General features: G+C 29.3%; 27 protein-coding genes and 1 tRNA gene. 2 read left to right on the forward strand and 26 right to left on the reverse strand.

Annotated elements, in window-relative coordinates:
• The 10 genes from F594_RS0102540 to F594_RS0102585 all read right to left on the reverse strand — a co-directional run bounded on the left by F594_RS0102540 (position 1) and on the right by F594_RS0102585 (position 7190).
• The gene (locus tag F594_RS0102540) at positions 1 to 945 is read right to left on the reverse strand and encodes a DNA double-strand break repair nuclease NurA (RefSeq protein ID WP_019034427.1); all 945 of its coding nucleotides are present in this window, start codon (positions 943 to 945) and stop codon (positions 1 to 3) included.
• Complete coding sequence (gene rsmI / locus F594_RS0102545; protein WP_019034428.1) at positions 938 to 1744, reverse strand: 16S rRNA (cytidine(1402)-2'-O)-methyltransferase; 807 nt, start codon at positions 1742 to 1744, stop codon at positions 938 to 940. The genes F594_RS0102540 and rsmI overlap by 8 nt, the downstream gene beginning before the upstream one ends.
• Complete coding sequence (locus F594_RS0102550; protein ID WP_019034429.1) at positions 1741 to 2430, reverse strand: tRNA1(Val) (adenine(37)-N6)-methyltransferase; 690 nt, start codon at positions 2428 to 2430, stop codon at positions 1741 to 1743. The genes rsmI and F594_RS0102550 overlap by 4 nt, the downstream gene beginning before the upstream one ends.
• Before the next feature lie 2 nt (positions 2431 to 2432).
• Positions 2433 to 3584 carry a CapA family protein gene (locus F594_RS0102555; RefSeq protein WP_019034430.1) on the reverse strand — a complete coding sequence of 384 codons (1152 nt, stop codon included), beginning with the start codon at positions 3582 to 3584 and terminating at the stop codon, positions 2433 to 2435.
• Positions 3565 to 4200, reverse strand: coding sequence for an epoxyqueuosine reductase QueH (locus F594_RS0102560; RefSeq protein WP_019034431.1), 636 nt, complete (start codon positions 4198 to 4200; stop codon positions 3565 to 3567). Before F594_RS0102560 ends, F594_RS0102555 begins: the two co-directional genes overlap by 20 nt.
• A gap of 57 nt (positions 4201 to 4257) precedes the next feature.
• Positions 4258 to 4334, reverse strand: a tRNA-Pro gene (locus F594_RS0102565).
• Positions 4335 to 4404: 70 nt separating this feature from the next.
• Positions 4405 to 5166 carry a prolipoprotein diacylglyceryl transferase gene (gene lgt, locus F594_RS0102570; RefSeq protein WP_019034432.1) on the reverse strand — a complete coding sequence of 254 codons (762 nt, stop codon included), beginning with the start codon at positions 5164 to 5166 and terminating at the stop codon, positions 4405 to 4407.
• On the reverse strand, positions 5156 to 5818 hold the full coding sequence (deoC, locus tag F594_RS0102575) for a deoxyribose-phosphate aldolase (RefSeq protein WP_019034433.1): 663 nt from the start codon (positions 5816 to 5818) through the stop codon (positions 5156 to 5158). The genes lgt and deoC overlap by 11 nt, the downstream gene beginning before the upstream one ends.
• A 58-nt stretch (positions 5819 to 5876) precedes the next feature.
• Positions 5877 to 6455 carry a flavodoxin family protein gene (locus F594_RS0102580; protein WP_004826280.1) on the reverse strand — a complete coding sequence of 193 codons (579 nt, stop codon included), beginning with the start codon at positions 6453 to 6455 and terminating at the stop codon, positions 5877 to 5879.
• A gap of 3 nt (positions 6456 to 6458) precedes the next feature.
• Entirely contained in the window at positions 6459 to 7190 is a 732-nt protein-coding gene (locus F594_RS0102585) for a YebC/PmpR family DNA-binding transcriptional regulator (RefSeq protein ID WP_004826276.1), read from the reverse strand.
• Positions 7191 to 7463: 273 nt separating this feature from the next.
• Here F594_RS0102585 and rpsD point away from each other — a divergent pair, with 273 nt between their 5' ends.
• Both rpsD and F594_RS0102595 read left to right on the forward strand, forming a co-directional pair.
• Positions 7464 to 8060, forward strand: a complete 597-nt coding sequence (rpsD, locus tag F594_RS0102590; protein WP_004826321.1) for a 30S ribosomal protein S4 — start codon at positions 7464 to 7466, stop codon at positions 8058 to 8060.
• Between the two features lie 63 nt (positions 8061 to 8123).
• Entirely contained in the window at positions 8124 to 8369 is a 246-nt protein-coding gene (locus tag F594_RS0102595; RefSeq protein ID WP_004826273.1) for a putative signal transducing protein, read from the forward strand.
• A 194-nt stretch (positions 8370 to 8563) separates the two neighbouring features.
• Here F594_RS0102595 and F594_RS0102600 read toward each other — a convergent pair whose 3' ends face one another.
• The 16 genes from F594_RS0102600 to F594_RS0102675 all read right to left on the reverse strand — a co-directional run bounded on the left by F594_RS0102600 (position 8564) and on the right by F594_RS0102675 (position 26994).
• The gene (locus F594_RS0102600) at positions 8564 to 9001 is read right to left on the reverse strand and encodes a hypothetical protein (protein WP_009345259.1); all 438 of its coding nucleotides are present in this window, start codon (positions 8999 to 9001) and stop codon (positions 8564 to 8566) included.
• Positions 9002 to 10762, reverse strand: coding sequence for a DUF4153 domain-containing protein (locus F594_RS0102605; RefSeq protein ID WP_019034434.1), 1761 nt, complete (start codon positions 10760 to 10762; stop codon positions 9002 to 9004).
• Between the two features lie 91 nt (positions 10763 to 10853).
• Positions 10854 to 12116, reverse strand: coding sequence for a dihydroorotase (locus F594_RS0102610; protein ID WP_019034435.1), 1263 nt, complete (start codon positions 12114 to 12116; stop codon positions 10854 to 10856).
• A gap of 198 nt (positions 12117 to 12314) precedes the next feature.
• Positions 12315 to 13622, reverse strand: a complete 1308-nt coding sequence (locus F594_RS0102615; protein WP_019034436.1) for a bifunctional folylpolyglutamate synthase/dihydrofolate synthase — start codon at positions 13620 to 13622, stop codon at positions 12315 to 12317.
• Positions 13615 to 14475, reverse strand: a complete 861-nt coding sequence (locus F594_RS0102620) for an ATP-grasp domain-containing protein (RefSeq protein WP_019034437.1) — start codon at positions 14473 to 14475, stop codon at positions 13615 to 13617. Before F594_RS0102620 ends, F594_RS0102615 begins: the two co-directional genes overlap by 8 nt.
• The gene (locus F594_RS0102625; protein ID WP_019034438.1) at positions 14472 to 16514 is read right to left on the reverse strand and encodes a hypothetical protein; all 2043 of its coding nucleotides are present in this window, start codon (positions 16512 to 16514) and stop codon (positions 14472 to 14474) included. The genes F594_RS0102620 and F594_RS0102625 overlap by 4 nt, the downstream gene beginning before the upstream one ends.
• Positions 16507 to 17811, reverse strand: a complete 1305-nt coding sequence (locus F594_RS0102630) for a bifunctional folylpolyglutamate synthase/dihydrofolate synthase (protein WP_019034439.1) — start codon at positions 17809 to 17811, stop codon at positions 16507 to 16509. The genes F594_RS0102625 and F594_RS0102630 overlap by 8 nt, the downstream gene beginning before the upstream one ends.
• Positions 17808 to 20447, reverse strand: coding sequence for a valine--tRNA ligase (locus F594_RS0102635; protein WP_019034440.1), 2640 nt, complete (start codon positions 20445 to 20447; stop codon positions 17808 to 17810). Before F594_RS0102635 ends, F594_RS0102630 begins: the two co-directional genes overlap by 4 nt.
• A 458-nt stretch (positions 20448 to 20905) precedes the next feature.
• Positions 20906 to 21895, reverse strand: coding sequence for a tryptophan--tRNA ligase (gene trpS / locus F594_RS0102640; RefSeq protein WP_019034441.1), 990 nt, complete (start codon positions 21893 to 21895; stop codon positions 20906 to 20908).
• Entirely contained in the window at positions 21888 to 22742 is an 855-nt protein-coding gene (locus F594_RS0102645) for a CPBP family intramembrane glutamic endopeptidase (protein ID WP_019034442.1), read from the reverse strand. The genes trpS and F594_RS0102645 overlap by 8 nt, the downstream gene beginning before the upstream one ends.
• Complete coding sequence (locus F594_RS0102650; RefSeq protein WP_019034443.1) at positions 22739 to 24019, reverse strand: amidohydrolase; 1281 nt, start codon at positions 24017 to 24019, stop codon at positions 22739 to 22741. Before F594_RS0102650 ends, F594_RS0102645 begins: the two co-directional genes overlap by 4 nt.
• 231 nt (positions 24020 to 24250) lie before the next feature.
• Positions 24251 to 24805: a DUF6648 family protein gene (locus tag F594_RS0102655; RefSeq protein WP_019034444.1), complete on the reverse strand. Its 555-nt coding sequence runs from the start codon at positions 24803 to 24805 to the stop codon at positions 24251 to 24253.
• Between the two features lie 101 nt (positions 24806 to 24906).
• The gene (locus F594_RS0102660) at positions 24907 to 25332 is read right to left on the reverse strand and encodes a hypothetical protein (RefSeq protein WP_019034445.1); all 426 of its coding nucleotides are present in this window, start codon (positions 25330 to 25332) and stop codon (positions 24907 to 24909) included.
• A 4-nt stretch (positions 25333 to 25336) separates the two neighbouring features.
• Positions 25337 to 26236 carry a TIGR01212 family radical SAM protein gene (locus tag F594_RS0102665; protein ID WP_019034446.1) on the reverse strand — a complete coding sequence of 300 codons (900 nt, stop codon included), beginning with the start codon at positions 26234 to 26236 and terminating at the stop codon, positions 25337 to 25339.
• Entirely contained in the window at positions 26226 to 26672 is a 447-nt protein-coding gene (locus tag F594_RS0102670; RefSeq protein WP_019034447.1) for a peroxiredoxin, read from the reverse strand. Before F594_RS0102670 ends, F594_RS0102665 begins: the two co-directional genes overlap by 11 nt.
• Entirely contained in the window at positions 26665 to 26994 is a 330-nt protein-coding gene (locus tag F594_RS0102675) for a DUF1292 domain-containing protein (RefSeq protein WP_019034448.1), read from the reverse strand. The genes F594_RS0102670 and F594_RS0102675 overlap by 8 nt, the downstream gene beginning before the upstream one ends.

The raw sequence follows: 26994 nt of genomic DNA on the forward strand, positions 1-26994 counted from the left end.
CTAAAGTGTCCTTTTATCTCTTTCTGAAACAAAAAATCTTTCATACAAATCTCTATCTAGATAAGATTCTAAACTAGCCTTTATTAATTCATCAGTTATTCTAACGTCTTTATCCACAATATCAAGCCACAATGGAATCCCCCTGCTATTTATTGGAGTTAGACTGTAAACAAGTCTTGAAACAAATCTTAAATAATTTTCCTGAACATCTAAGATATCAATGCCAACAACTCCTGGAAAGTTTGAAGTTCTTATAAATGCAGAAGAAAATCCTTCGCCCAATCCCTTTTCTATATATTTTTTATTGACTTCGTTCTTAATTAGGAGTGCCTGACCAATTTTGAACCTGTTAAATAGAAGTTCTCTATCATAAATAGACCTATCAAGGCTCAAAGCTCTTGCTAAAATTCCAGTTTTTATATCTTTTATTACTCCAAAAAGAATTATATTTTGTTTTTGGCAAATTTCTCTTAAGTCTTTAAAATGCTCGGGGCAATTAATTTTATATCTGATAAATCCCCCATCCATCATAAGCACTTGTGGTTTTCTTTTTTTTATGTATTCAAGAGCAGACTCAATTTCTATTGTTGCAAGAAGTTTTTCTCTTTTTTCTTCAATTTCAAAGCTATCGTTTAGGGTTGGAGTATATATATCTGAAACATAAACCTCTTCATATTTTGTAGATTTGGCTAGACCTTGAAACATTTCTATATAGTGAGGATAGGCTCCTCCACACCTATTTACAGAACCGTCAACTCCCACTAAATCATCAATTTTTTCCAGCTCTTTTTGACTTAATTTTTCAAAATTTTCAATTTCTCCAACATTTTCTTCTAAAGATTTAAGAAATTCTTCATTGGATATGGAAAAATATTTCTTGTATTTATGTCTAAGATTTGAATTTATTGTTTTTATTTTTTCTTCAAACTGGTTAAAATCAAGCATCTATATTCAAACTCTCCTTGTAAACCACATTTTTTGATATATTATACTCTTGTGCTATCTCTTTTACTGCTTGGGACTTCTTTTGCCCATTATTAATTCTTTCAATTAATAGTTCTTTAATATCAGGCATTTCTTCTTTTTGGGTATTGCCCTCAACGACAATGACAAACTCACCCTTTAAAGTTAAATTTGAATTTAGTATATCTTCAACCTTACCACGAAGAGTTTCTTCATAAATTTTTGTAAGCTCCCTGGAAATAGAAATTTCTCTGTTACCTAAAATTTCTCTCATATCCTTCAAAAACTCAATAATTCTGTGGGGAGATTCATAAAAAATCAAGGTAGCCCTTATATTTTTCAAATTCTCAAATTCTTTTTTTCTAGATGAGGACTTAGGATTTGTGAAACCGTAAAAATAAAAGTTATCGTTAGCAAGTCCTGAAATAACAAGAGCGCTCAGGGCTGCATTAGGTCCAGGTAAAACTCTAAAGTCCAAATTTTTTTCAATTAATTTTTTTATTAAGACATACCCTGGATCAGAAATTCCCGGCATTCCTGCATCTGTCACAAGTCCAATATCAAGTCCATTTTCTAAGGATTCTATAATTTCAAGACTTGCTTTTGCTTCATTAAATTTATGGTAGGTCTTTAGTTTTTTATTTATGTCATAGTGATTCAGAAGTTTAATAGTAACTCTTGTATCTTCAGCATAAATTATATCGACACTTCTTAAAACCTCAAGAGTTCTTAGAGTGATATCTCCTAAATTGCCAATGGGTGTTGGGCAAAAATATATCATAAAAGCACCTCGTTATTATAAACCTTAAGCATTTGTTCGCTGTAATTGTCAGATTCGTGAACTATAAATTCCCTATAAAAATTGCCAAACTTGGCATCTTTTCGGCATCTCAAAATAAAATGAAGTGCCGGCTTTTCTAAATTAGGTTTTACTGCAATCATATCTTTAACCTTTAACTTGTAAAGGTTTAAATAATAAATAAGTTCACTTATCCTGTTAGAAGGAAATATTATTGTAAAATCTCCCCTTGCCTTTAAAAGTTTTGAAACTATCTCTATAAAATTTCTTATATCCGTTGAATGCCTTGCTTTTTCCATATTACTTTTAGGTTCAAAACAGTTAAAATAAGGAGGGTTAAATAAGATTTGATCAAAGTAATTATTAGGAAAATAATTCCCTAAATTTAAAATATCATCCTGTATAAGTCTTATTTTTTCCTCCAAATAATTTTCTTTTAATGCAATTTTAAAAAGTTCCAAAGACTCATTATTGTAATCAATAGCATAAAGCTCTTTAAATCTATCGACTATTCTTAAGGATATAATACCATTACCACATCCTAAATCTAATGCTCTTTGTCCCATCTTGACAAAGGAAGAGAGAATAAGGGAATCACTTGTATATTTAAAATTATTTTCGTCTTGAACTATTATATAATTTGTTCCGGGAACTTTATCTCTTTGCATTATTATCTCTTATCCTCTAAAATATTTTTTACAAAATTATACTTTTCATTAATACTATCAATTTCTTTGCCATTAATCTTATCAGAAAACTTTCCACCTGGAAGAATATCTGCGTATTTAAAAATTTGGCAAGTCCTTTTGCCATCAACATTTATATCCATTACATAAGTTGGAATAACTTGACTTGAAATTAGCCTTGTGGTGTTTTGGGTCAGATTTTTTTCTAATTTAAGCTTTATCATAAGACCTGACTCGACACCTTTTTTCCCCAAATATCTTTGCCTTTGATTTGAAAGGGCGTTTCCCATTGAATAAGCTAAAAATTTTCTCTTTCCATCAATACTGAAATCTTGGAATTTTTGAACAACATGAGGATGGGATCCTAAAATTGCATCTGCCCCTGATGAAAAAAGTAAATCTTTAAGCTCCTCTTGTCTTAAAGAAGGACTGTATTGATATTCGTTACCCCAATGAGGGATAACAATAATAAAATCTACCTGATTTTTTAAAGCTTCTATATCTTTTTTTACATCATTTGTCGCAAAGGTATCTATCAAATATTCCTTACCCCTAACAAGAGAGTCCATTCCATTTAATAGATCAGTATAGGCTAAAAAACCAATTTTTATATTATTTTTTTCTATTATTTTTGGTGGATGATTTTCATCCAAATATGTACCTACATTAATCATTTCCCCATCATTAATTGCATTAATAGTTTGAAAAATCCCATCAACTCCAGTGTCAAGGCAGTGATTATTTGCAGTAGTTAAGACATCAAAACCTACACTTTTTAGACCTGTAACTGTTTGAATAGGAAAATTAAAGCGAGGAAAGCCACTCAGAGCCTTATTTTTATTTATAGTTCCTTCGAAATTTGCTAAGGAAATATCGGCACTTTTTATGTCATCTTCAATATTTTTAAAATATTTTGAAAAATCGTAAGAATCACCAACTCTTGCATCATTAACCAAGGGTCTGTGAAAAATCATATCACCCATAGCTAGAATTTCTACATATGTCTTTTTATCTTCTTTTATATTTTCTTGTTGAGTTTTTTTAGTTTTATTTTCTTTACTTAAATTCGTTGAATTTTGGCATGAAGTAAATACTAATAAAAATATTAAAAATATGCTAATTAATTTTCTCTTCACAGTTTAAAGTTTCCTCTTGACTAAATTGGCAGCCACAATAGCATTGCCTATACATATTAAATTTATTGGAAAGCTCAACGGAGCGTTTAAAACCATTTTTCTTTTTAAAATCTGAATAAAGATAAGTAACTCCATAAATATTTCCCAAATAATTTCCTAACTTATTTAAAACTTGAGAATCTTTCCACGGAGATATGCTAAGAGTTGTGGTAAAATAATCAAAATCTCCTTCTTTGGCAAGCTGTGCAGTTTTAGAAAGTCTTAAATTAAAACATTTGAGGCATCTGCTAGAGCCTTCACCACTATGCTCATAGCCTTGAACTGCTTTTAAAAAAGCATCCTTATCATATTCAAGGACTTGAACTTTTACTTGGTCAGCTATGCCAAATTCTTTTATAAATCTCATTTGCTCCTTAGCTCTTTTCATATATTCCTCATAGGTGTCAATATTTGGATTATAATATAAGACTTGAAGCTTAAAATAAGGATAAAGCCTTTCAATTACGGCTGAAGAACATGGTCCGCAACAAGAATGCAAAAGTAGAGTCGGCTTATTTTGTAAATCAATTTTATTTATTATTTTTTCCATTTCTAAATTGTAATTGATCTTATTCATAGCTACCCCCTAAATAAAGATTAACATAAAAAAATGGACCGGTCAAAACCAGTCCTTTGGTCGGGATGAAAGGATTTGAACCTTCGACCCCATGCACCCCATACATGTGCGCTACCGGGCTGCGCTACATCCCGTTAATGAATAAAATTTTAGCACATATACATTAAAAAATCAATTTATTTTTATAAAGACCAGCCATTCTAATCAGACTGACTTATTTTTTAAGCTCAAAATATTATAAAAATATATTATCAAACCAATAACTACAAGTATAAGGCTTAGAAGTTGAGAAACTCTAAAAGGACCAAAATATAATGAATCTGTCCTCATTGCTTCAATAAAAAATCTTCCACAACCATAAATTATCAAATATAGGGTAAAAAGTTGACCTTCAAATTTTTGCCTTTTACTGACAAAAAAATATAATACTATGAAGATAAAAAAATCTAGCAAAGATTCGTATAAAAAAGTTGGATGAACCTTAATACCATCAACCATTATTGCCCAGGGTAAGTCTGTTGGTCCACCATGAGCTTCACCATTGATAAAATTTCCCCATCTGCCTATAGCTTGTGCCAAGGGAACTGCTGGTGCCAAGCAATCTAAAATGGTTATAAATTTAATCTTTTTTACTCTAGAAAAAATATAGGTTGCAAGAAGACCTGCAAGGATACCACCATAAATTGCCAAACCACCATTTCTTATAGCTAAAATCTCTCCAGGATTTTCCCTGTAATAATCCCACTGAAAAATTACATAATATAATCTTGCACCGATTACTCCTAATAAAATTACAAAAATTCCTAAATCTGATGAAAATAAGTTATAAAGTCCATCTTTGTAATTATATCTTTTGCCCATTTTTTCTGCTACATTTATGGCAAGAAAGGCACCAATGGCAATTAAAATGCCATACCATCTCACCTCTAATCCAAAAAGCTTAAAGGCGACTGGATTAATTTTCACTTTCTAATTCCTCCATAATTTGAACTCCAGCAGAAACTCCAAGCCTTGTTGCTCCGTTTTCAATCATAAGCCTTGCTTTTTCTAAAGTTCTTATTCCACCGCTTGCCTTAACTCCCATTAGATCTCCTACAGTTTTTCTCATCAAGGCAACATCTTCTTCCTTTGCCCCTCCAGTAGAAAATCCAGTTGAAGTTTTAACAAAATCTGCACCGGCTTCTTTTGAAAGTTGGCAAGCCTTTATAATTTCATCTTTTTCGAGCAAACAAGTTTCAAGTATAACTTTCAAAATTTTTCCCTTGTTGTGAGCAACCTTGGCAACTTCACTTATATCTCTTAAAACTATATCGAAATTCTTAGATTTTAAAGCTCCAATATTAAGAACCATATCCACTTCATCAGCACCTTTTTCTATGGCATCAGTAGTTTCAAAAACCTTTGATTCTGTAGTAGTTGCCCCTAGTGGAAATCCTATAACTGTGCAAATTTTTACATCTGTTCCTTTAAGTTCTTCTTTTGCAAGTTCAATATTTGATGAGTTTATGCACACAGACATAAAATCATATTCTTTTGCTTGCCTGCACAATTCTTTAATAGATTCTTGTGTAGCATCTGCCTTTAAGAGCGTGTGGTCTATATATTTATTTAGTTTCATAAAATCCCCCTAATTGTTCTATTGTCTTTTCTATATTTATATGCCCCTTTTAATTTATTTAGCTTATAGATTCATAAAGCGAATTTTCTTCAAAATGCTTATTTATATAAGTTAAAATTTCTTCGGTCTTTTGGACTTCCCTCTTATCTGTATCGCTTAGCTCAAGATAAGTATATTTTTTTGTACCTATTGCCATAAAAAAATGTTTTAAAACTAATTCTGCACCCAAAAACTGTTGATCAGTTAAAGGAGCACCCCCGACAAAAAGACCAAATCCCAACTTATTTTTAGGTAAAACTTCCTTACGCAAAAATTTCCTTGACCAATAAAGTTGCATCCTGTCAATAAAAGATTTAGAAAGGGCTGATACAGAATTAAAATAAATTGGTGATGCAAAAATCACAACATCACTATTATCAATCAAAGGATAAATATCAGTCATATCATCTTTTACAACGCATCTGGGAACTTTGGCACAGCCGTAACAAGAAATGCAATTAGAAAAACTTAAATCTTTTAAAATAATTTTTTTTACATCAAAATCTTTAAATTTTTCTTCAATAAAGATATCGAGAAAATTTTCTGTACTCCTATGTCTCCTCTCACTTCCCATAAGAGCCAAAAGTTTCTTTGTCATTTTCTAATCTTCTTGATCCCAATTAGTGTAGACATCTTGAACATCATCGTTGTCTTCAAGGGCATCTATTAATTTATCCATCTTCTTTATATCATCTTCATCAGATAATTTAGAATAATTTTGAGCCACAAAAGTAATATCACTTTCTACAAATTCATATCCATCTTCTTCAAGTTTTTTTCTGACATCGTGATAACTTTCAGGGACTGTTACAATTTCTACCGCATCTCCTCTATCAACAACATCTTCAGCACCATAATCAAGGGCAGATAAAATAAATTCATCAAGATCCATATCATCAGATTTTAAAATACCAATAATTCCTTTTTCTTGGAACATAAAGGATACACATCCGGGAGTTCCCAAATTTCCGCCATTTTTATCAAAAATGTGACGAATATCAGGAGCTGTTCTGTTTCTGTTGTCAGTCAAACATTTAACCATAACAGCAATACCGCTTGGACCGTAACCTTCATAAGTTATAGTTTCAAAGTTTGAAGAATCATCTTCACCTGCACCTTTTTTTATGGCTCTTTCTATATTATCATTTGGTAAATTTTCAGCCTTAGCCTTATCAATTGCAACTTTTAATTGAGGATTAAAATCTGGATTTGCTCCACCTTGTCTAGTTGCAACAGTAATAAGTCTGGCAAGTTTTGTAAAAACTTTACCTTTTCTAGCGTCTTCCTTACCTTTTTTATTTTTTATATTATTCCATTTTGAGTGTCCACTCATATAATCACCTTTTCTATTAAATTATTTCTCTACCTATTATAACTATTACAAATATTTTTGTAAAACTATTGTTAGATAATACTTGATTTTTTATGCATATTTATTATACAATAATTTTTAGAAATTATGAAAAGAAAAAAAGTAATTTAATCTCAAGAAATTGCAGAAAATGCAAAGATTTATCAATATTAACCCTTTACTTTTTTTCCAACTAATAATATAATACTAATGGCTCTTAATTATCGCGGCAAAATATAATAGGAGTTGAATTTAATGGCAAAAATGATGGGACCCAGATTCAAATTATCTAGAAGATTGGGACTAAATGTATGTGGCCACCCAAAAGCTATGAAAAGAGCTCAAAGAGGTAGTGCCAGAAGTGATAAGAAGTTAACTGAATACGGTAAACAATTATTGGAAAAACAAAGACTTAGAGCTTACTATGGACTTTTAGAAAAACAATTCAAAAATCTTTTTATTGAAGCTCAAAAAGCAAAAGGACAAACAGGTCCTAACCTTGTTTCTTTCCTAGAAAGAAGACTAGATAACTTATGTTATAGATTAGGCTTTGCTTCTTCAATAAGACAAGCAAGACAAATGGTTCTTCACGGACATATACTTGTTAATGGTAAAAAAGTTGATATACCATCATACAGATGTGACGTTTCTGATGAAATTTCCCTTTCTCGTAAGGGCAAGAAGGTAGAACTTTTCAAGGAAAATTTCAATACAAATTTCCCTGTATCTTATCCTTATCTTTCTAAGAATGAAGATTTCAAAGGTAAATTAGTAAGTCTACCAAATAGAGAAGATATTCCAATAGAAATTGAAGACCAATTAATAGTGGAATACTATTCAAAGAATATGTAATAGAAGAAGGCTCCTTTTGGAGTCTTTTTTCTTAGTTATTTAACAAATTTTAAGGAGATTTTTATGGATGATGTTAAATACAAAGAACTAATTTCTGTCACAGATCAAATGATATTTAAAGAAATATGCTCCATGCTTGATGAAAAACAAATCCCCTACCTTACTGATGATGATGGAGATTTTTTGCGACTAATATCAGGATTTTCAACTTTTGAACAAACAATTTATGTATCAGAAAAAGATTATGAAAAAGCAAAAGAAATACTGGTATATTATAAAAAAGATTATGGCGATAAGAATTTATATTAATAATAAATAAATTTATGAAAATACCCTTTTTACAACAAAGAATAAAAAGGGTATTTTTCTTATATCAGATATTGGTGACTATAAAATTTTTAAATCTTTTTTTCATATCACAAACAAAAAATTAACAAAAAGAAAATTTTTTATTTAAAAAAGACTACCCCAAGGGATAGTCTAAAAACTACTTGTGTTAAGTTTTATTTTTCTACTACTATGTTAATATTTTTAATACCATAGTCTTCTTCTAATTTCTTATAGGCTTCTTCAACTTGTTTTTGGTCAAAACCGTATATTGAAACTTCTTCTCCGTAATTTAATACTTCAAATTTCAACTTATCCCCTTGATAAAGGCTTAGTTTATAGAAGTTTGGTATATTTTTTTCATTTAAAAAATTATCCAGTATAACTTTTTTAAAGTCATCATCTGTTGGACCTTGAAATATTTCTTCATATTCACCGTCTTCATCATAGGCTGCATAATCTCTTAATAATTTTTTTATGAGCTTATCTTCTCCTAAGGCAATTACTTGGAAGAAGTCAGTTTTTTCAAGGTATTTTTTCAATAGCTTTTTTAAATACTTAAGGTCTAGATCAGTATCTATAAATACATCATTTTCAAATGTCAAATAATACATTTATTCATCACTCCCACTTGTTAGTAAATCAAAACTTACATAACTATCAAATTTGCTGTCTTCACCGTAAAAACTGATGCTTGTGAAAATAATCTTATATTTTACGCCACCATTTTCACCGCTTATAGCTAAATCTTCTGGATTTATTACACCATTAGCAGTCTTTAGGGTTTTTAATTTATCTCTAAGGCTTTTTAAATCAATTTCTCTCAACAAATCTTTTTTATCTTTTCTTGTCAAATAAATTTCTATTGTTGATGGATTGTAGGCAAAAGTAAAATTATCAACTTTTGTATCTTTATTGTATACTACATTTCTAATTAATTTAGAGTAGCCACTCACATCTATTGATGAGGGATTGTCATAGTTATAATAATAGTCCTCATAATTTGTTTCATCTTGACTTTTAAAGCCAAAGGTGTTTAACATTTTTTGGTCTGAAAATTCAAAATCTTCATCTAAATAAGGAATATCAGGTTTTATATGATTATTTGTTAAATAAAGCAATATACTTGTTATTTGAGCTTTATCATCTTCTGATATATCTTTATTTTTAACTATGCTATTACTCTTTAACATATTATTTTTTTCTAATATTTTTGTTAATCTTGCAATTTGAGATTTTTCAGACATTTTATAGCAGGATATTGGTCCTAAGCTTGAAATTAAAATTATTATGGAAAGGATAAATGGAATTGTAATATTTGAATTTTTCTTATAAATAATATAGTAAATTTCACTTATCAGTACCCAAACACCAGTTGCCACTATAAAATATCTATTTTCTGTAAGTCCATATTGGTTTATTCTTAAGCCTATTGACAAAAACATCATACAAAGCAAGGGTATGATAGCAAAGGGATAATATTTTTTAAATGTATTTACAAATTTTTTATTAATTTTTTGTAAGAAAAATTGGAAAAATACCGTTACTACCGCAAACCATAATACAAGATTAACGATTATTCCATCTGGTAATTGCCAATTTATTATTATTTTTAAGAAATATAAAAATAATATTGCTGTGTATGCTAACACTAAGGGCAAAATTACATAAACTAATAAAACTTTAATAGATTTTGAATAATCGTAGTCTATAAATGATTCGCTTGCTTTAGGAAATTCTGATAAAAATATGCCGACATTATAGGGAATGAAAATAAAATAAAATATTTTTAGATAAATATTTGATGGAAAGTTTGCAGAAAATAGGGAATTTATTGCAAAAATTATTGCACTTATACCTATATAGGAAACTATTGAATATATGTTGGAAATGATAAAAGCCTCAAAAATATTTGCAACATAAGATACATAATCTTTATGGTAGAAAATTTTAGCAATATAGGACGCTAAAACTACAAATAGAGCTATCATTCCAAAATATATATATTTATTTTCATAGGGGAAAAATCCCTGTTTGGTTATATATATAATATCATAAAATCCATACATTATTGGGATTGACAATATATAAACTAAGACTGTAATAAATTTTATCTGTTTATTATCCTCTGCATTTTTAACATTTGACTTAGCAGATTCCAAATATAGGGATATTACTGAGTATAAAAATATTCCACCTATAAAAAATGCTCCCAATCTATTGTTGTTGATATTTGCAAGATCTACATCTCTAAAATTTAATGATCTTGCTAAATTATAGGCTGCTAAGAGTGAGCACAACATAGCAAGAGGAAATCTTTTTATTGATGCTGTATAGTTCATAAAAGTTCTTGTGATAAATCTGTATAGTTTCATAGAACCTCCTTATAACAATAAAAAAATTATAAACCATAATCTACAATTATACAAGTTTTTTCGATAAATTAGCCATTTTGTAACTTTTTTGTCAATTTTTATTCATATAAATTATATGTCCTTTTGAGATGGTATATATTACTTTTCCTATCAATTTTTCTCCCTTAAAGGGTGTATTTGAGGATTTTGACTTGAAAGTTTCAATACTATACTCTCTTTTGGGATCAAATATTAAAATATCTGCTCGTGAACCTTCTTTTAATGTTCCACCAGGTAAATTATATTTTTTGCATGGATTTGTTGACATAAGTTCTATAAGTTTATTTATACTTATAATATTTTTTTCAACCAGTTCTCTTACTCCTAAACCTAAGGCTGTTTCAAGTCCAATTATTCCTGAGGGAGCTTTTGTTAGTTCTCTATTTTTTTCCTCTTGTGAATGCGGGGCATGGTCTGTTGCAATTAGTTCTAAAGTTCCATCTTTTATTCCTTCTAATATAGCTTGTCTATCTTCTTCAGTTCTTAGAGGGGGATTCATCTTTGCCATTTGTTTATATTTTAAAAGGGCTTTATCTGTCAGGGTGAAATGATGTGGAGTAACTTCTGCAAATACATTTGCACCTCTTGATTTTCCATAACGAATAAGATCCACACCTCTTTTTGTTGAAATATGTTGAATATCAATTTTTGCTCCTGTATTTATTGCATATTCAACATCCCTTGCTATAAATGATGATTCAGAAAGAGAAGGAGAGCCATAAATATTAAATTTTTCAGATACTTCCCCGTGATTTATGCCGTTATTTTCAATTAAATTTGGGTCCTCCTCGTGAAAAGAAATTAAAGTATTAAGCCTTTTAGCTTCTTTCATAGCTTGCAAAATTAATTTTGAATTTCTGTTGGGAATTCCATCATCAGTAAAACCTACTGCTCCTTCCTGTAAAAGTTTCTCCATATCTACAAGTTTATTATCTTCAAAATTTTCTGTTAGGGCAGAAACCGTATAAACATTTATTGGCAATTCCTTTGCCCTCTTGTAAAATTCTTTCACTTTTTCGGGAGAATCCATGACAGGATTTGTGTTTGCCATACAAACTACTGAAGTATATCCTCCAGCTATTGCAGCCTGTGTTCCTGAATATAAATCTTCCTTATAAGTAAAGCCGGGATCTCTAAAATGCACATGGACATCTACAAGTCCAGGACAAGCAATCAAATTTTTTGCATCAATTATTTCTTTATCATCTGTTAAATCACTTGCAATTTTATTTATCTTACCATCTTTTATTTGAATATCTGCAATTTTATCAATATTTTGCCAAGGATCAATGACCCTAGCGTTTTTTATAATCATTTTCTACCTCTTTTTTTATTATTAATATTATTATATAAGAAAATAAAAATTTGAAAAATATTATTTATCTTATACTTACTAAAGCATTTAATCTGACAAATTTTTCTTAAAATTTTTAGCTAAAGAAAAAGTTCCAAGCTCATCCAAAAACTTAAGTAACAAGCTTAGTCATAAAAAAGTCAAAAGATACTACAAGTGCTAGGATAATCCTGTAGTTTTAAAAAATTCTTTACTTTCACTTATAAGTGAAGTTGTTCCTAAAATAATAATAGGACTTTTATATTTTCTTGCCATGTTAAGTGCTTCTTTAATATCTGGACTTGTTTCAACAAAAATTTTATTAGCTAAAAGTTTTTGCCTTTGCTCATCTGTAAAGACATAATGAGAGTTTGATGTTTTTGTTAGAATAATATTTTTTGATATATCTTTTACGCCACTTACAACTCCAAAATAATCCTTATCGTCAGGAATACCTACAATACTTGTGATATCTTCAATTTTCAAAGCTTTCAAAGATTCTTTTATGGGTTCAAGACTTTTTTTATTTATACAAGCATCTAAAATTATCAAGGGATTTTTACTAATAATTTCAAACCTTGCCGGATATTTTAAATCTAAAAGATTTTTCTTAATATCTTCTATTGGTAAACCTTCATAAATATCTATGGCACAAGCCAGTGCAAGCACAGCGTTTTTAACCTGATGCAGACCTATCAAAGGTATTTTTATATTTTTAATTCTTCTATCCTTAAATACTCCATCAAAGGTCATTCCATCAAAGCTGTAGGAAATATTTTCTCCATAAAAATCTTCTCCATAAACTTTAATTTTTACGCCTTCTTTTTTTGCCTTATTTTTTAAAATTTTAAGAACTTGCCTATCTTGACTTGCACTGTAGGCAAAAATTTGTCCCTTTTTTATAATATTACATTTATCGTTTGCAATCTCTTCAAGGCTTGACCCTAATTCTCTTGTGTGTTCCAAAAAAATTGTATTGATAAGACAGTATTTATTAATAACATTGTTGACATCATCATACTTAGCGCCCTTACCAAATTCCATAATATTTATTTGGGTGTCTTTTTCTTTAAAGTATTTTAGACCAATAGCTGCCTCAATTCCTATAGGGCTTATGGGTATAGATTTTGGCAAATTTTTTTCAATTTTATCAAAATCTATTTTTAGGTCCTCAACAATTCTTATAAAATCTTCATCTGAAATCTCTTTGCCATCAACTTTAAATCTCTCATTAATTTTTAAAATGTGAGGGCTTGTAAAAAGACCCACCCGAAATTTAGCCATAAGTATTTGGCTAAGCATATTGGCAAGACTGCCCTTGCCCTTTGAACCAGTAATCCCAATATTTATACCAGTTGATAAATTTTCTAAAATTTCTTTTGTAAGCTCAGGGTGTCTTTTGTTTTTATCCTTGTCATTATAGGATTGAAATTTTTCTGATCTCATATATGATGCAAAAATATAATCTTCAGCTTCTTTCCTATTCATTAAAATCTTCCTTTATTGACAGTAAAATTTCCCTTGCAATATTTGTTCCTGTCGCCTTTTCTATGCCTTTTATACCAGCCATGACATTGACTTCACAAAAATAAAAATTATCTCTACCAAACAACAAATCAATCCCAACAAAATCAAGCCCTGTAATTTTGTAAATATCTTCAGAAATTTTTTCCATTTTAGGGCTTATATCATAGGGGCTTAGCTTAGCACCTAGGGCAAAGTTTGCCCTAAAATCCATGTTTGATTTTCTTAACATTGCAGCCTTAATCTTACCTTTTATTGCATACATCCTTATATCTCTACCAAAAGATGACTCTATAAATTCTTCAAATAAAAACTCTTTGTCTATGCCATAAAAAGTCCTTATTTTTTTTAAATCTTCCTCACTTTTTATAAGATAAACTTGGTCGCCTTCAGAACCATCTAAACCTTTAATCACAAAAGGATCTGATAAAATTTTAGATACTTCTTCAAAAGATTTATCTGCACTTGCCAAAAAATATTTGGGTTTTAAGAAATGTAGTGAAGAAATATTTTCCAACTGGGAAAATTTATCCAGATAAGTATTAAAAGAAGATAGGTTATTGTAAGATTTTTTTGCTAATGAATTTAACCTATCTTTTATATGTCCATGTTTATGTCTATTTATTAAAAAATCAACTTTATTCAATTGATGAGCTTTGTGTAATATTTTATTTTCACATATTATTGTGTCACAAACTCCAATTGTATTCATTTCAATATTTAGGCTTTTTGCTTCTTGTTCTAATCTTTTACAGGTGTAGGAATTACACATATTATCATATCGAGCAATTAAATATCCTCTTAGTTTTTTTATCATTTTACCTTAATTCTTTCCTCATTAAAAATCCACCACAAAATTAAAGGAAATATCAATATAATTAGCAAAAACTTAATAAATAAAGAGCAATTTAGCTCTGCTACTGTTATTACTGTTCCTAAAAAAGTTATCCCTTGGCTAATGGAGTGCCTTTTAAAATTATATTCCATATTTCTCTTAACTTTTACAATACATCCTATCCCATTCATGTCAAGTTTTTTTCTGATTGTTGCTGGCATTTCTATAATATAGTCAAGACAATTGTCATCAGTTAATATTCTTGCAGTAATTGTTTTTTCATTATAAGAAATATCTATTTTATCATTATCCTCTGTCCCTAAAATCATCATAATATTTGAAGATACTCTGACTATACCATAATTATCATCAGTTTCTGCTGCCCAGCTACACCTTAAAAAAACAAAACTATAGCCTACATAAAAACTATAAAATTTATTTTTTATACTTTCCAATACAGACAATTTTATTTCTTCTGTTTGTATTTTCTTGGGTAAAACAAGAAGTTCTATCTTATTATTAACTATATTTTCCTGACTTTGACTAATTTTAGAAATCTGCTCATCAGACAATGAAGAGTTGTTATTTACAATATAATAATTGTCGCCAGGGATTTTTTTATAATATTTCAAGCATAAATCTTTTACCTCATCATCTAACTGGGCAAGCATCAATTGATATTCTTCTTTTCTTAAGTATTCAAAAGGATAATTGATACAAGCTAACAATAATTTATAATACCTTGGAATCATTATTCTTTCTAAGGCTACTCCTTCCCTACTTATTCTACCCTTATCTCCATAGTTGGCTTTGTTATAATCAATTAACATCTTAAGACCAACATATTTATTATAGACATAAAAATCATAAGTCGATGAATAAGCAAGAAATTTATCATACAAGGCTTGGGAAAAAGAAATATTTGCTATCTTATCAATCTTTGGTACACCAATAGGTAAATCATACTTTTTATATAAGTGAACAACAATAGGCATACCTATAATTCTTTGTTTCCAGTCTGAAAAATTTTTCTGCAAAACTCCGTTATAAGATAGCAATTCTATAAACCTATTTGTCAGATAAATATTTTTAGAATTTTTTTCATTATTGTTGGGACTATTTATTTCTTTACTGTCATATATATGAACTAATTCAATTTGTCCCTTATATGTTGAAATACCATAATTATATGTAGGTATAATTTTATTTAAATTCTCAGGATTTTCCTCCTTAAATAATTCCTTATAATCAAGTCCAGCTATGTCCTGTGGCTTATGTATTCTTGCCCTGTTGAGTTTTAAAACTTTATGACTTTTTGCATTCCAATCTACTTTTGCCAATGTGCCAATAATATATTCCAAAGAAACAATTAAATTAAATACATTGTCCTCATTATTTTTATCATATAAATTTCTCAACAAATTATTTATTTCCAGTTGCATGGTGCTTATATTGCATTCTCTATGAATATAATTTGTTAAAGTATTTATATTTGAGGCTTTAAAAACTTGATTAACAAAAACTTTATTTTTTTCGTGATTGTAAAAAAAATCCTCTACTGTATAAATAACCAAGTCCTTAATAAATTTATAATCATTTAAAGATGAATCTTTATCATCTGTTGTTCCTATTTCTACAGCACATTCTTTTTCCTTATCGCATCCATGAATATCAAATAAAATTTTTATGTTATTTTCTTTTATATATTTCTTTAAGGCTCTCTTATATGATGAATTTTCCTCACTGTCAAAATTTGCATCAGATGATGACTGGTTAAGTGCATATATTAAATGACATCCCGTAACTTTTTGCAAATATAGACAAATTGAACCTGTAAATAAATCACAATATTTGATTTTCCCATTTCTAAAATGATTTACACTATGAGGTGCAGATAGCATAATTGGAACTTTTCCTTCTATAATTTCAAATTCCCTAGAATCTTTACCGTTATAATCATTTGCGGAAAATTTCTTCTCTATTTTTTTTAAGTAATTTATAATTTCTTCTTTTTCAATCATAACTAAGCTCGTCCATTTCTTTTAAAATATAAAACTCTTTTATAAGCTGAAGGCTTCCACTTACTAATATTAAATCATCAGGTCTTGCCATGGGACCTATATAATTTAGAGCTTCTTTAAGAGATGACTTAGACATTACTTTTTTTACACTAGCTTGTGCTTCTTTTTCTAAAATCTCTATATCTTCATTTGACTTATTTTCTAAATCAACTAAAATTAAAAGGTCTGCAAGTTCTCCTATTTCTTCTAGCATTTTTTTATGGTCTTTATCCTTTAAAATGCTGGAAACGAGATATAATTTATCAAAATAAAATAATTTAAGATTATCTCTAAGTTTTTTTATGCCACCAATATTATGAGCTCCATCTAATAAAATTCTTGGATTTTTACTTACAAGGTCCATTCTGCCCTTCCATTTAGCATCTTTTATTAATTTTGTTGCCTTGGTAAAATCAAAATCAATAAGAGCTTTTTTTATTAAAATAAAAAGACTATAAAGGCATAGGATGGCATTTTCTATCTGATATAGTCCAATTTGATCTAGAGAAATTTCGTAGTCTTTTTTTTCTAAATTTAAAATAAATTTTGACCCTTGCAAATCAGATTTTAAAATTTTTACACATAAGTCTTTTGAATAATATATACTTGCATTTTTTTTCTTACATTCATCTTGCAAGACTTTTAGGATTTGTTTGTCCTTATTTGATGTTACAACTATAGCATTTTGGCAAATTATTCCAGCCTTTTCTGAAGAGATTTCTTCAATAGTATTTCCTAAGTATTGCATATGGTCATAAGAGATTGATGTAATTATAGATATTAATTTATTTTCAGCTTTAATAATATTTGTGGAATCACAACGTCCACCCATTCCAACCTCTAAAACTACAAGTTGGCAATTTTTTCTTTTGAAGTAAATAAAAGCAATTGTTGTCAAAAATTCAAACTTATTAAGTTCTCCATATCGGTCAAGTATTAACTTTTCTTTTTCTAAGATTTCTTCACCAATGCTTAGAAATTCACTCTGAGAAATTCGTAAATCTCCTACAACAATTCTATCCCTATATGAAGTAAGCCCAGGTGAGGTATATAACCCCACCTTGAACTTAGATTTTAAAATTTCATATAAAAAATAGGATGTGGAACCCTTGCCGTTTGTTCCTGCAATATGAATAAATTTCATAGAATCACAAGGATTATCAAAATGCTCAAGAATTTTTATCATTCTGATGTTTCCCTTAGACTTAAATTTACCTACCCTATTTTCTATGTTATCAATGAGCTTTTTATATATCATCTATTTTTAATCTGTCCTATATTTTCCTCAATTTTCTTAATTATTTGTGAATATTTTTCAATCTTAGCTTTTTCTTCATCAACTAATTTTTGAGGTGCTTTTTCAACAAAGCCCTTATTATTTAACTTTCCTTGTGCCCTTTTCATTTCAGATTGAGCATCCTTTAATTCTTTTTCTAGTCTTTGAAGCTCCTTATCAAAATCTATCAAATCTTTTAAAGGTAGTAAAATTTCTGCCTTGTCAAGTACTATAGTAACCTGATCCTTATTTTTTAAACTTTCATCGTTTGTAACAGTAATAGATTTTGCATAGGCAAGGTTTATAAGTTGACCTTGATTTCTTTGGAAAATATCTCTTATCTTTTCATCCTTAGTGAAAATTATAGTGTTAGCCTTTCTTGAATTTTCAATATTCATATTAGACCTTGTGTTTCTGATATTTTTGATTGCATTTTCAATATATTCAATCGCATCTTCTTCAGCTTGGAAATTAAATTCTTCCTTATATTTTGGCCAATCAGCAACAATCAAAGCAGATTTTCTTTGAGGCAGGGTTTGCCAAATTTCTTCTGTTATAAAAGGCATGAAAGGATGAAGAAGTTTTAAAATATTTTCCAAAACAAATAATAAAACTTTTTGTGTATTTGTCTTTTGACCTTCAGAATATAAAACAGGCTTAACCATTTCTATATACCAGTCGCAGAAATCTGACCAAATAAAGTCATAAATATCTGCAGCAGCAAGTCCAATTTCATACTTGTCAATTTTTTCAGTTATTGATTTTATGGTCTTTTCTAATTTAGAAATTATCCACTTATCTTGATCTTGAAGTTCATCTATAAGAAAATTAGAATCAGAAATATCATCAGATAAATTCATCATTATAAATCTTGTAGCATTCCAAAGCTTGTTGGCAAAATTTCTTGATGATTCAACACGCTTTATATAAAATCTCATGTCATTTCCTGGAGTATTTCCTGTAACTAAAGTAAATCTAAGTGCATCTGCACCATATTCGTCAATAATATCAAGTGGGTCTATGCCGTTACCTAAAGATTTTGACATTTTTCTTCCCAATTCATCTCTAACAAGACCATTTAAAAGTACATCTTTAAAGGGTAGTTGTCCCATTTGTTCAAGAGAAGAAAATACCATTCTTATAACCCAGAAGAAAATAATATCGTAGCCAGTTACCAAAACATCTGTTGGGAAGAAATAATCTAAATCTTCAGTTTTTTGGGGCCAGCCTAGGGTTGAAAATGGCCACAAAGCAGATGAAAACCATGTATCAAGTGTATCTTCATCTTGAGTGAAAGTTTTTTTATTATACTCTTCTTTTCCGTTTGGATCTTCTAAGGAAACTATATAATTTCCATCTTGATCATACCACACAGGAAGTCTGTGTCCCCACCAAAGTTGTCTTGAAATATTCCAATCACGAATATTTAAAAGCCAATTTTCATAAATTTTTCCAAATCTTTGAGGAACAATATTCAATTCACCATTTCTATAAGCTTCAAGAGCAGGTTTTGCTAGTGGTTCCATTTTTACAAACCATTGCTTAGAAATTAATGGTTCAATAACACTATTACATCTTGAGCAATGACCAACTGCATTGTGGTGCTTTTTCTTGCCTATATAAAATCCCTTTTCTTTAAAATCTTCAATTATTTTTTCCCTAGCAGCAAATCTTTCCATGCCGCTATATTTTCCAGCATTTTCATTTAAATGACCATCATCTGTCATAATTTTTAACTGACCAAGTTCATGTCTTTTACCAACTTCAAAATCGTTGGGGTCATGGGATGGAGTAATTTTTACAGCCCCTGAACCAAATTCCATATCAACATATTCATCTGCTATTATTGGAATCAACCTGTCATCCATTACTGGAATTTTTACTTTTTTACCAATCAAATCCTTATATCTATCATCATTGGGATTTACAGCTATTGCCAAGTCCCCAGGAATTGTTTCTGGTCTTGTAGTGGCAATTTCTATTCCGCCTTTTCCATCTTCAAAAGGATAAGTGAAATACCAAATTTCTCCATCATGTTCAATATGGTCAACTTCAGCATCAGAAATAGAAGTCTTGCATGACGGACACCAATTAATAATTCTTGAACCACGATATATTAAACCTTTATTATATAGTTCAACAAAAACTTGACCTACAGCCCTAGACAAAGTTTCATCAAGAGTAAATCTTTCACGAGTCCAATCGCAAGATGCACCCAATTTTCTGAATTGTTTTTTTATGTTTCCGCCATATTCATGAGTCCAAGCCCAAGCTTCATCTAAAAATTTTTCTCTGCCTAAATCCTCTTTTTCCTTGCCTTCTGATCTAATTTTTGCAACAACTTTAGCCTCAGTAGAAATTGATGCGTGGTCTGTTCCTGGAAGCCAAAGGGCACTATAACCTTGCATTCTTTTTGCACGAATCAATATATCTTGAATTGTTCCATTTAAAGCATGCCCCATATGAAGATTTCCTGTTACATTTGGCGGTGGCATAACAATAGAATAAGGTTTTTTATCCTTATCAACTTCAGCCACAAAGTAATCATTTTTCATCCAATAATCATAAATATTTTCTTCAAAATCCTTAGGATTGTAAACTTTACTTAATTCTTTCATAATTCTCCTTTCAATAAAAAAAGTCCTTCGCCCTAAGGACGAAAGACGCGGTACCACCTTAATTTTTATTTATTATATAAATAAACTCTCAAAATTTATAACGCTAAATGCGTGATAGACTACTTAATTTCACCTATCAAGACAAAAAAGCTACAATTAAAAAATTTCTTTGACAATTTTCACCATCCATGTCTCTCTAAAAAAGAAAAATTCCAACCCTCTTTTTTATAGTCTTATTAAATTAAAAACTTAAAAATATTATATTATAATATATGTTTTTGTCAAACATTAATTAAATAAATAATGATTTAAAAAAACTTTTCATACACTATAAGAAAAAAATCCCTTTTATTCCCATAGAAAAAGTTACACTTACCCTAGTTGGATTTTTTGAAAATACCACCAAAAATAAAAATACAGATGATATTTTTATAAAAATTAACCTAAATTATAAAATTTTATCTTTCTATAAAACCAACTTTTTTGTAAACTTTTCTCAAAGTTTTATTTGCAAGATATGAGGCTTTTTCAGCTCCTTCTCTGTAGACTTTTTCAAGATATGACTTATCTTCTCTTATATCTTTAAATCTCTGTCTGATAGGTCTTAAAGAATCCACAACAAGTTCAGCTAATTCATCTTTAAATACCCCATAACCTTGATCTTTATACTTTTCCACAATTTCATCAGCTTTTAAGTTAGAAAAAGATGCGTAAATATCTATTAAATTTTTAAGCCCCTTTTGTTCATCACAATATCTGAAAGTGCCGAGAGAATCTGTTACAGCTTTTTTAATTTTCTTTCTTGTTTGATTTTCATCTTCTATTAGTAGTATAAAACCATCTTTATTTGCATCAGACTTTGACATTTTTGAAGTTGGATCTTGCAAAGACATTATTCTACCTCCAACTTTTGCAGGAAGTATTTCAGGAACTGTAAAAGTTTCAGAATATCTGTGATTAAATCTTTGTGCAATATCTCTTGTAATTTCAAGATGTTGTCTTTGGTCTTCACCTACTGGTACATAGGAAGTTTGATATAATAAAATATCAGCAGCCATAAGAACAGGATAATTTAAAAGACCAGCTTGAACTTCTTTTACTTTTTGAGATTTTGACTTAAATTGAGTCATCCTTTGAAGTTGACCAAGACCTGTCATTGTATTTAAAACCCATGCAAGTTCAGTATGAGCCGGAACATGAGATTGAATATATATTATTGATTTTTCAGGGTCAAGTCCACAAGCTAGATATAAAGCAATTAAATCTAAGGTATTTTTTCTCAAATCCTTTGGCACTTGGGCGACAGTTATGGCATGAAGATCGGCTATGCAATAAAGACATAAATAATCATCTTGCAGACCCATAAAATTTCTCAAAGCTCCAATATAATTACCTATAGTAAGTTGACCAGATGGCTGAATACCACTATATACAATTTTTTTATCCATTTTCTATTCCTCTTTTCTTATAAAAATAAAAATATAAAATACTTACAAACAAAATAATACAAACAAGAAAAGTCCCTTCAGGTCCATAAATTCCTCCAAGAGCCTTTTTATTTATAAAATTAAAAGTAAAAAGATGCTTCATATCCCCGAGGCCCGAAACAGGCAGTCCATAAACTATACCCATTGTAAAATTCCATGCACTGTGAGCCCCACAGGTGAAAAGCAAATTTTCAGTTTTTAATAGCATTATTCCATATAAAATACCAACAAGCATAGTGTTTGTAGTGGAAACAAGTGTTACGCCAGGGTTTGCCAAATGAAGAAGACCAAATAAGATTGCAGGGACAAACAAGGCAATTTTTGTAGAAAACTTTTCTGATAGATATTTCATTAAAAGTCCTCTAACTAAAAATTCTTCACTTGTTGATTGGATAATAAATCCAATTAAATACAAAATAAAATAAATATTTAATATATCTTTATTTACAGATTTAAAAGATACATTAGCTAGGGCTAAGTTAATTATTAGGAAAATACTTATCTGAATAAAGCCCAATAAAAATCCTTTGGAAAAATAAGCAAAAGATTTTTCTTTTTTTATCCAAACATAGGCTAATGATTTTTTCCAAATAAATTTAAGAAAAATTAAGCCTGCCAAAAGCTCACCAAGAGTTGATAACAATAAAATAATCATTTTATTTTCTAATAATATCTTTTCATTTGTAAAAAGCTTAAAAGCAGAGGAAAAAACTAAAGAAAAAACTCTTGTCAATAAAATTATCAGTACAAATATAATGATAAAAGAACCTATAAAGCTAAAAATTCCTTTTTTATTTATTTTTCTCATCTTTTAACCAATTCTTCAAAGTGTCTATTAACTTCGAATTTAATCCTTTCTTCATCAAGATTTACAAGCTCTCTATTTCTCATAACAAACTTGCCATCACAAAGTACATCCCTAACATCCTCAGCAGTTGCAGAATAAACAAGAGCATTAATCAAATTATTTTTGGGAGTAAAATTAGATGATTTTAAATTAAAAATTGTCAAATCAGCTAAATAATCTTCTTTGATTAAACCAGCTTTTGAAATTCCCAATGCCCTTTGTCCATTAATTGTAGCCATTTTTAAAATTTCAATAGCTTTAACGGCTTGTTCATCCATTTCACGAGCCTTATTTACAATAGCCCCAATGTGCATATCTTGTAGTAAATTTTGACTGTTATTAGAAGAATCACCATCAGTTCCAATACCCATAATAATATTATTTTTAAGTAGCTTTTCAACAGGTGTAAAACCACTAGCAAGCTTCAAATTTGATGTTGGGTTGTAAATGGGATAAAATTTTTTATCCTTAATCAATGAAATTTCCTCATCTGTAATATGAACACAATGAGCGGCAATCACATGATTATCCAAAAGTCCCAAAGAATTTACATAGGAAATTGGTGTCATGCCATGTTCTTTTAAAGAATTTTCCACTTCACCTTTTGTTTCAGAAAGATGTATATTTATTATTCCATCAAGATCTTTAGACAAATCAGAAATTTCTCTTAAAAAATTTTCGCTGCAAGTATAAATTGCATGAGGTGCAGGTACAACCTTAATCCTTCCATTAGCCTTATTGTGATAATTATTATACAATTCTCTAACTGATTTTAGCTTTTCTTTTCCTTTTCCATCATTATCTGTTAGACCTCTTGTCAGAGTTCCTCTTATGCCTGATATTATTGTTGCATCACAAACCCTATCCATTTCATAATACATATCACAAAAATTTGTAACACCTGATTTTATATTTTCACAAATAGATAAAAGAGATGACCAATAAATATCATCAGCAGTAAGCTTATTTTCAATAGGCCAAATTTCATTTTCCAGCCAATCCATAAGTTTTAAATCATCAGCATAATTTCTAAAATATGACATACCAAGATGAGTATGACCATTTACAAAACCAGGAGTCATAAGTAAAAAGTTTCCGTCAATGACCTCGCTTGCCTTTATTTGGAGGTTATTTCCGATTTTTTTTATTAAATTTCCCTCAATAAAAATATCGGCACCTTCAATAATTTTTTCATTTTCTAAATCTAAATAATTAATATTTTTATATAAAATGCTCATTAAATCACCAAAAATATTATAACATGAAAAATTCCCCTATTCATAGAGAATAAGAGAATTTTATAATAATTCAAAATATAAAGGATAGACTATAGATTTATTTTTTTCTGTAAACTTAATAAACTTAGCTATTACTTAATAGTTATTTTGAAAAAAGTACAAAATTTTTATATTAATTTAATCAAATGTTAGCGTAAATTTAGAAAAAAAAATCTCGCAATAAATGCGAGATTAATAATATTTTTCATTGATATAATGGTCTATTATAGACTTTTTTGTTACATTATTGAAAATTTTTTCTTCAATTAAAACATTTAATAGCCACTTAGCTTTTGAATGAAAAATTGCTTCTTTTTTATTGTTTAAGACTATTTCATAAAGCAGATTTTGTAAGGCTTTTGATTGACACTTAATGTAATATGCATCCATGTCTTTAAATTCTTCTATTTTTAAAATAGATAGAACCGATTTGTCTTTTTCATGATAAAATTTATTTGCCAAGTTTAAATAATAATTATAGTATTTTTGGTGTTTTTTTGTATTATAGACATCTCTTGACAAAGCTTTATAATATTTTGCCATAACATTGAAATACTGGTAATTATACATTCCCTTTTCATATGAATCCACTTTTATATAGGGCGTCATATTTCTTAGCACAAGGTAATCAAAATTTCTTTTTATAAATTCTTTTTTGTTTAAATCACCTTGCGAGTACTGCATAATCAAGTAAGATCTATGCTCAAAAAAATCTTCAAATACTCCATTTCTTTCTGATAACCTCACAATAAATCCTATCTAAAAGAAAATGCTATTGGTATCAGCATGGATAACACAATTATAGCTACTAAAACTCTTGTTATAAATTTTTGATTCACCTTTTACACCTACATCGCCTTAACTTCGTAAGCATTTTTTGCTAGAACTTCTGACATATCTTCCATTGTATAATCAACATTTATATAAATTTCCTTTTGTTCTATATCTGGAATCTTTGATAATTTAGAAAGCATATATTCCAAATCTTCGATATTTAAGTGAAGAACTTTATATATTCCGTCAATATAAATTTTGTGAAGGTCATAGTCCATTGCTAGAAGTCCACAAATAAAACCGTAAAAGGATTCAACATTATTAAGTCTGTAATCTGTTGCGTTTATAAGTCTTACATTGTAATCAAGGCTAAAAATATGGTCATCATCAACTTCTACAAAAGCTATGTTTGAATCGTCCTTTTTCATATCTTCATTTGCATTTTCTATCAGCCATCTTGTTTTTCCTGAGCCTTTTGCTCCTAAAATATACTTAATCATATAATTAAATCCTCCTCATATCCCCTTGGGTTAAATTTTTTTCTTTCATTTCTTTTACAATATCATCACGGATTTTCCACCATGAGGTATTCCAATTGCAGAACAAGGAATTTTCCTCCGGGGCTCTACCGATAATTCTTTCTACAATTATATCACTTTTTAGACTTCTTAAAAAGAGTATAACTTTTCTTTTATAATCTTCTAAACTAATAGTTTTTATTTTTCCGTCCTCATAGAGCTTACCCATAAGAGTATTTTTAACTATATAAAGGGCGTGAATCTTAACTTCATCAACCGACAAAGCTGAAAGAATTTTTGCACATTCATAAACATCTAAATCATCATCCCATGGAAGTCCAATAAGAACGTGAACGCAAACTCTAAGACCATGTTTTTTTGCTCTCAAAACACCATCAATAAAATCAGCCAGTCCATGGCCCCTATTTATAATTTTTAGAGTGTGATAATTTACTGTCTGCAAACCTATCTCTAAAGTTACCATATAATCTTTATTTACTAGTTCCAAAAATTCCAGATGTTCTTTATAAAGACAATCCGGTCTTGTTGAGATACTGACTCCTACAACATCTTCTACTAAAGATTCATTAATTATTTTTTTAAAACTTTCAATATCCATATAGGTGTTAGTGAAATTTTGAAAATACGATATAAATTTTTCCGCCTTATATTTTCTTTTCATAATTTCTTTAGCTTGACTTAGCTGTTCTTTTATGGAGCCATCAGTATTTTCAAAGGATCCTCCCTCTTCTCCACAAAATATACAACCGCCATAACCACAAGTTCCATCTCTATTTGGACAGGTTAAATTCAGTTTAATGGGTAACTTATAAACTTTTTTGCCGAATTTTCTTTTTAGAAAATCGCTGTAGGTATTATAAGTCATTTTCCTTTAGATAAATTAAAACATCTGATGCGTGACCTTGGGGCTTTACATCTCTAAATTCTTTAACAAGTTTACCATCTTTATTAAAAATAAATGTTGATCTTACAGTTTTTATAACATCTCTTCCACACATTTTGCCAGCTTTTAAAACTTTAAAAGATTCTGCAACTTTTCTATCAGGGTCTGATAAAAGTTCAACTTTTAAATTATCTTTTTCAATAAAGTTTTTATGAGATTTTATCTTATCCTTACTTATACCAACAACCACTGCACCTACCTTGTCAAATTCATCTTTTAAATCTGAAAATTCCATAGCTTCAATGGTGCATCCCTTAGTGCTGTCTTTTGGATAAAAATATAAAACTAAGGTTTTTCCCTTATAATCATCTAAATTTTTAATTTTTCCATCAACTGATTCTAAAGAAAAATTATTCATTGAAATCATCTTCTTCTATAAATAATTGATCGAACTTTTTAGAAACTCTGTCAAATTCTTCTTCGTTTTCAATTTCATCAAGCTCAACTTCATCTTCACCGCTTTCCTTGTAACGGAAAAGATATACGTCTTCGCCTTCTTTTTCATCTTCAGGAATTAATGCTATATATTCTTCATCATCACATTCAAAAATTCCAAGAATAATATAACTTACTTCCTTATCATCGTCTAAGCTTAGATTAATGATATCATAACCTTCTTGGTGTCCTTCTTCGTGGGAGCATCCGCATGAGCATCCACAGTTTTTTTCATTTTCTGCCAT

It is taken from the genome of Peptoniphilus lacrimalis DSM 7455 (assembly GCF_000378725.1).
GTDB lineage: Bacteria > Bacillota > Clostridia > Tissierellales > Peptoniphilaceae > Peptoniphilus_A > Peptoniphilus_A lacrimalis.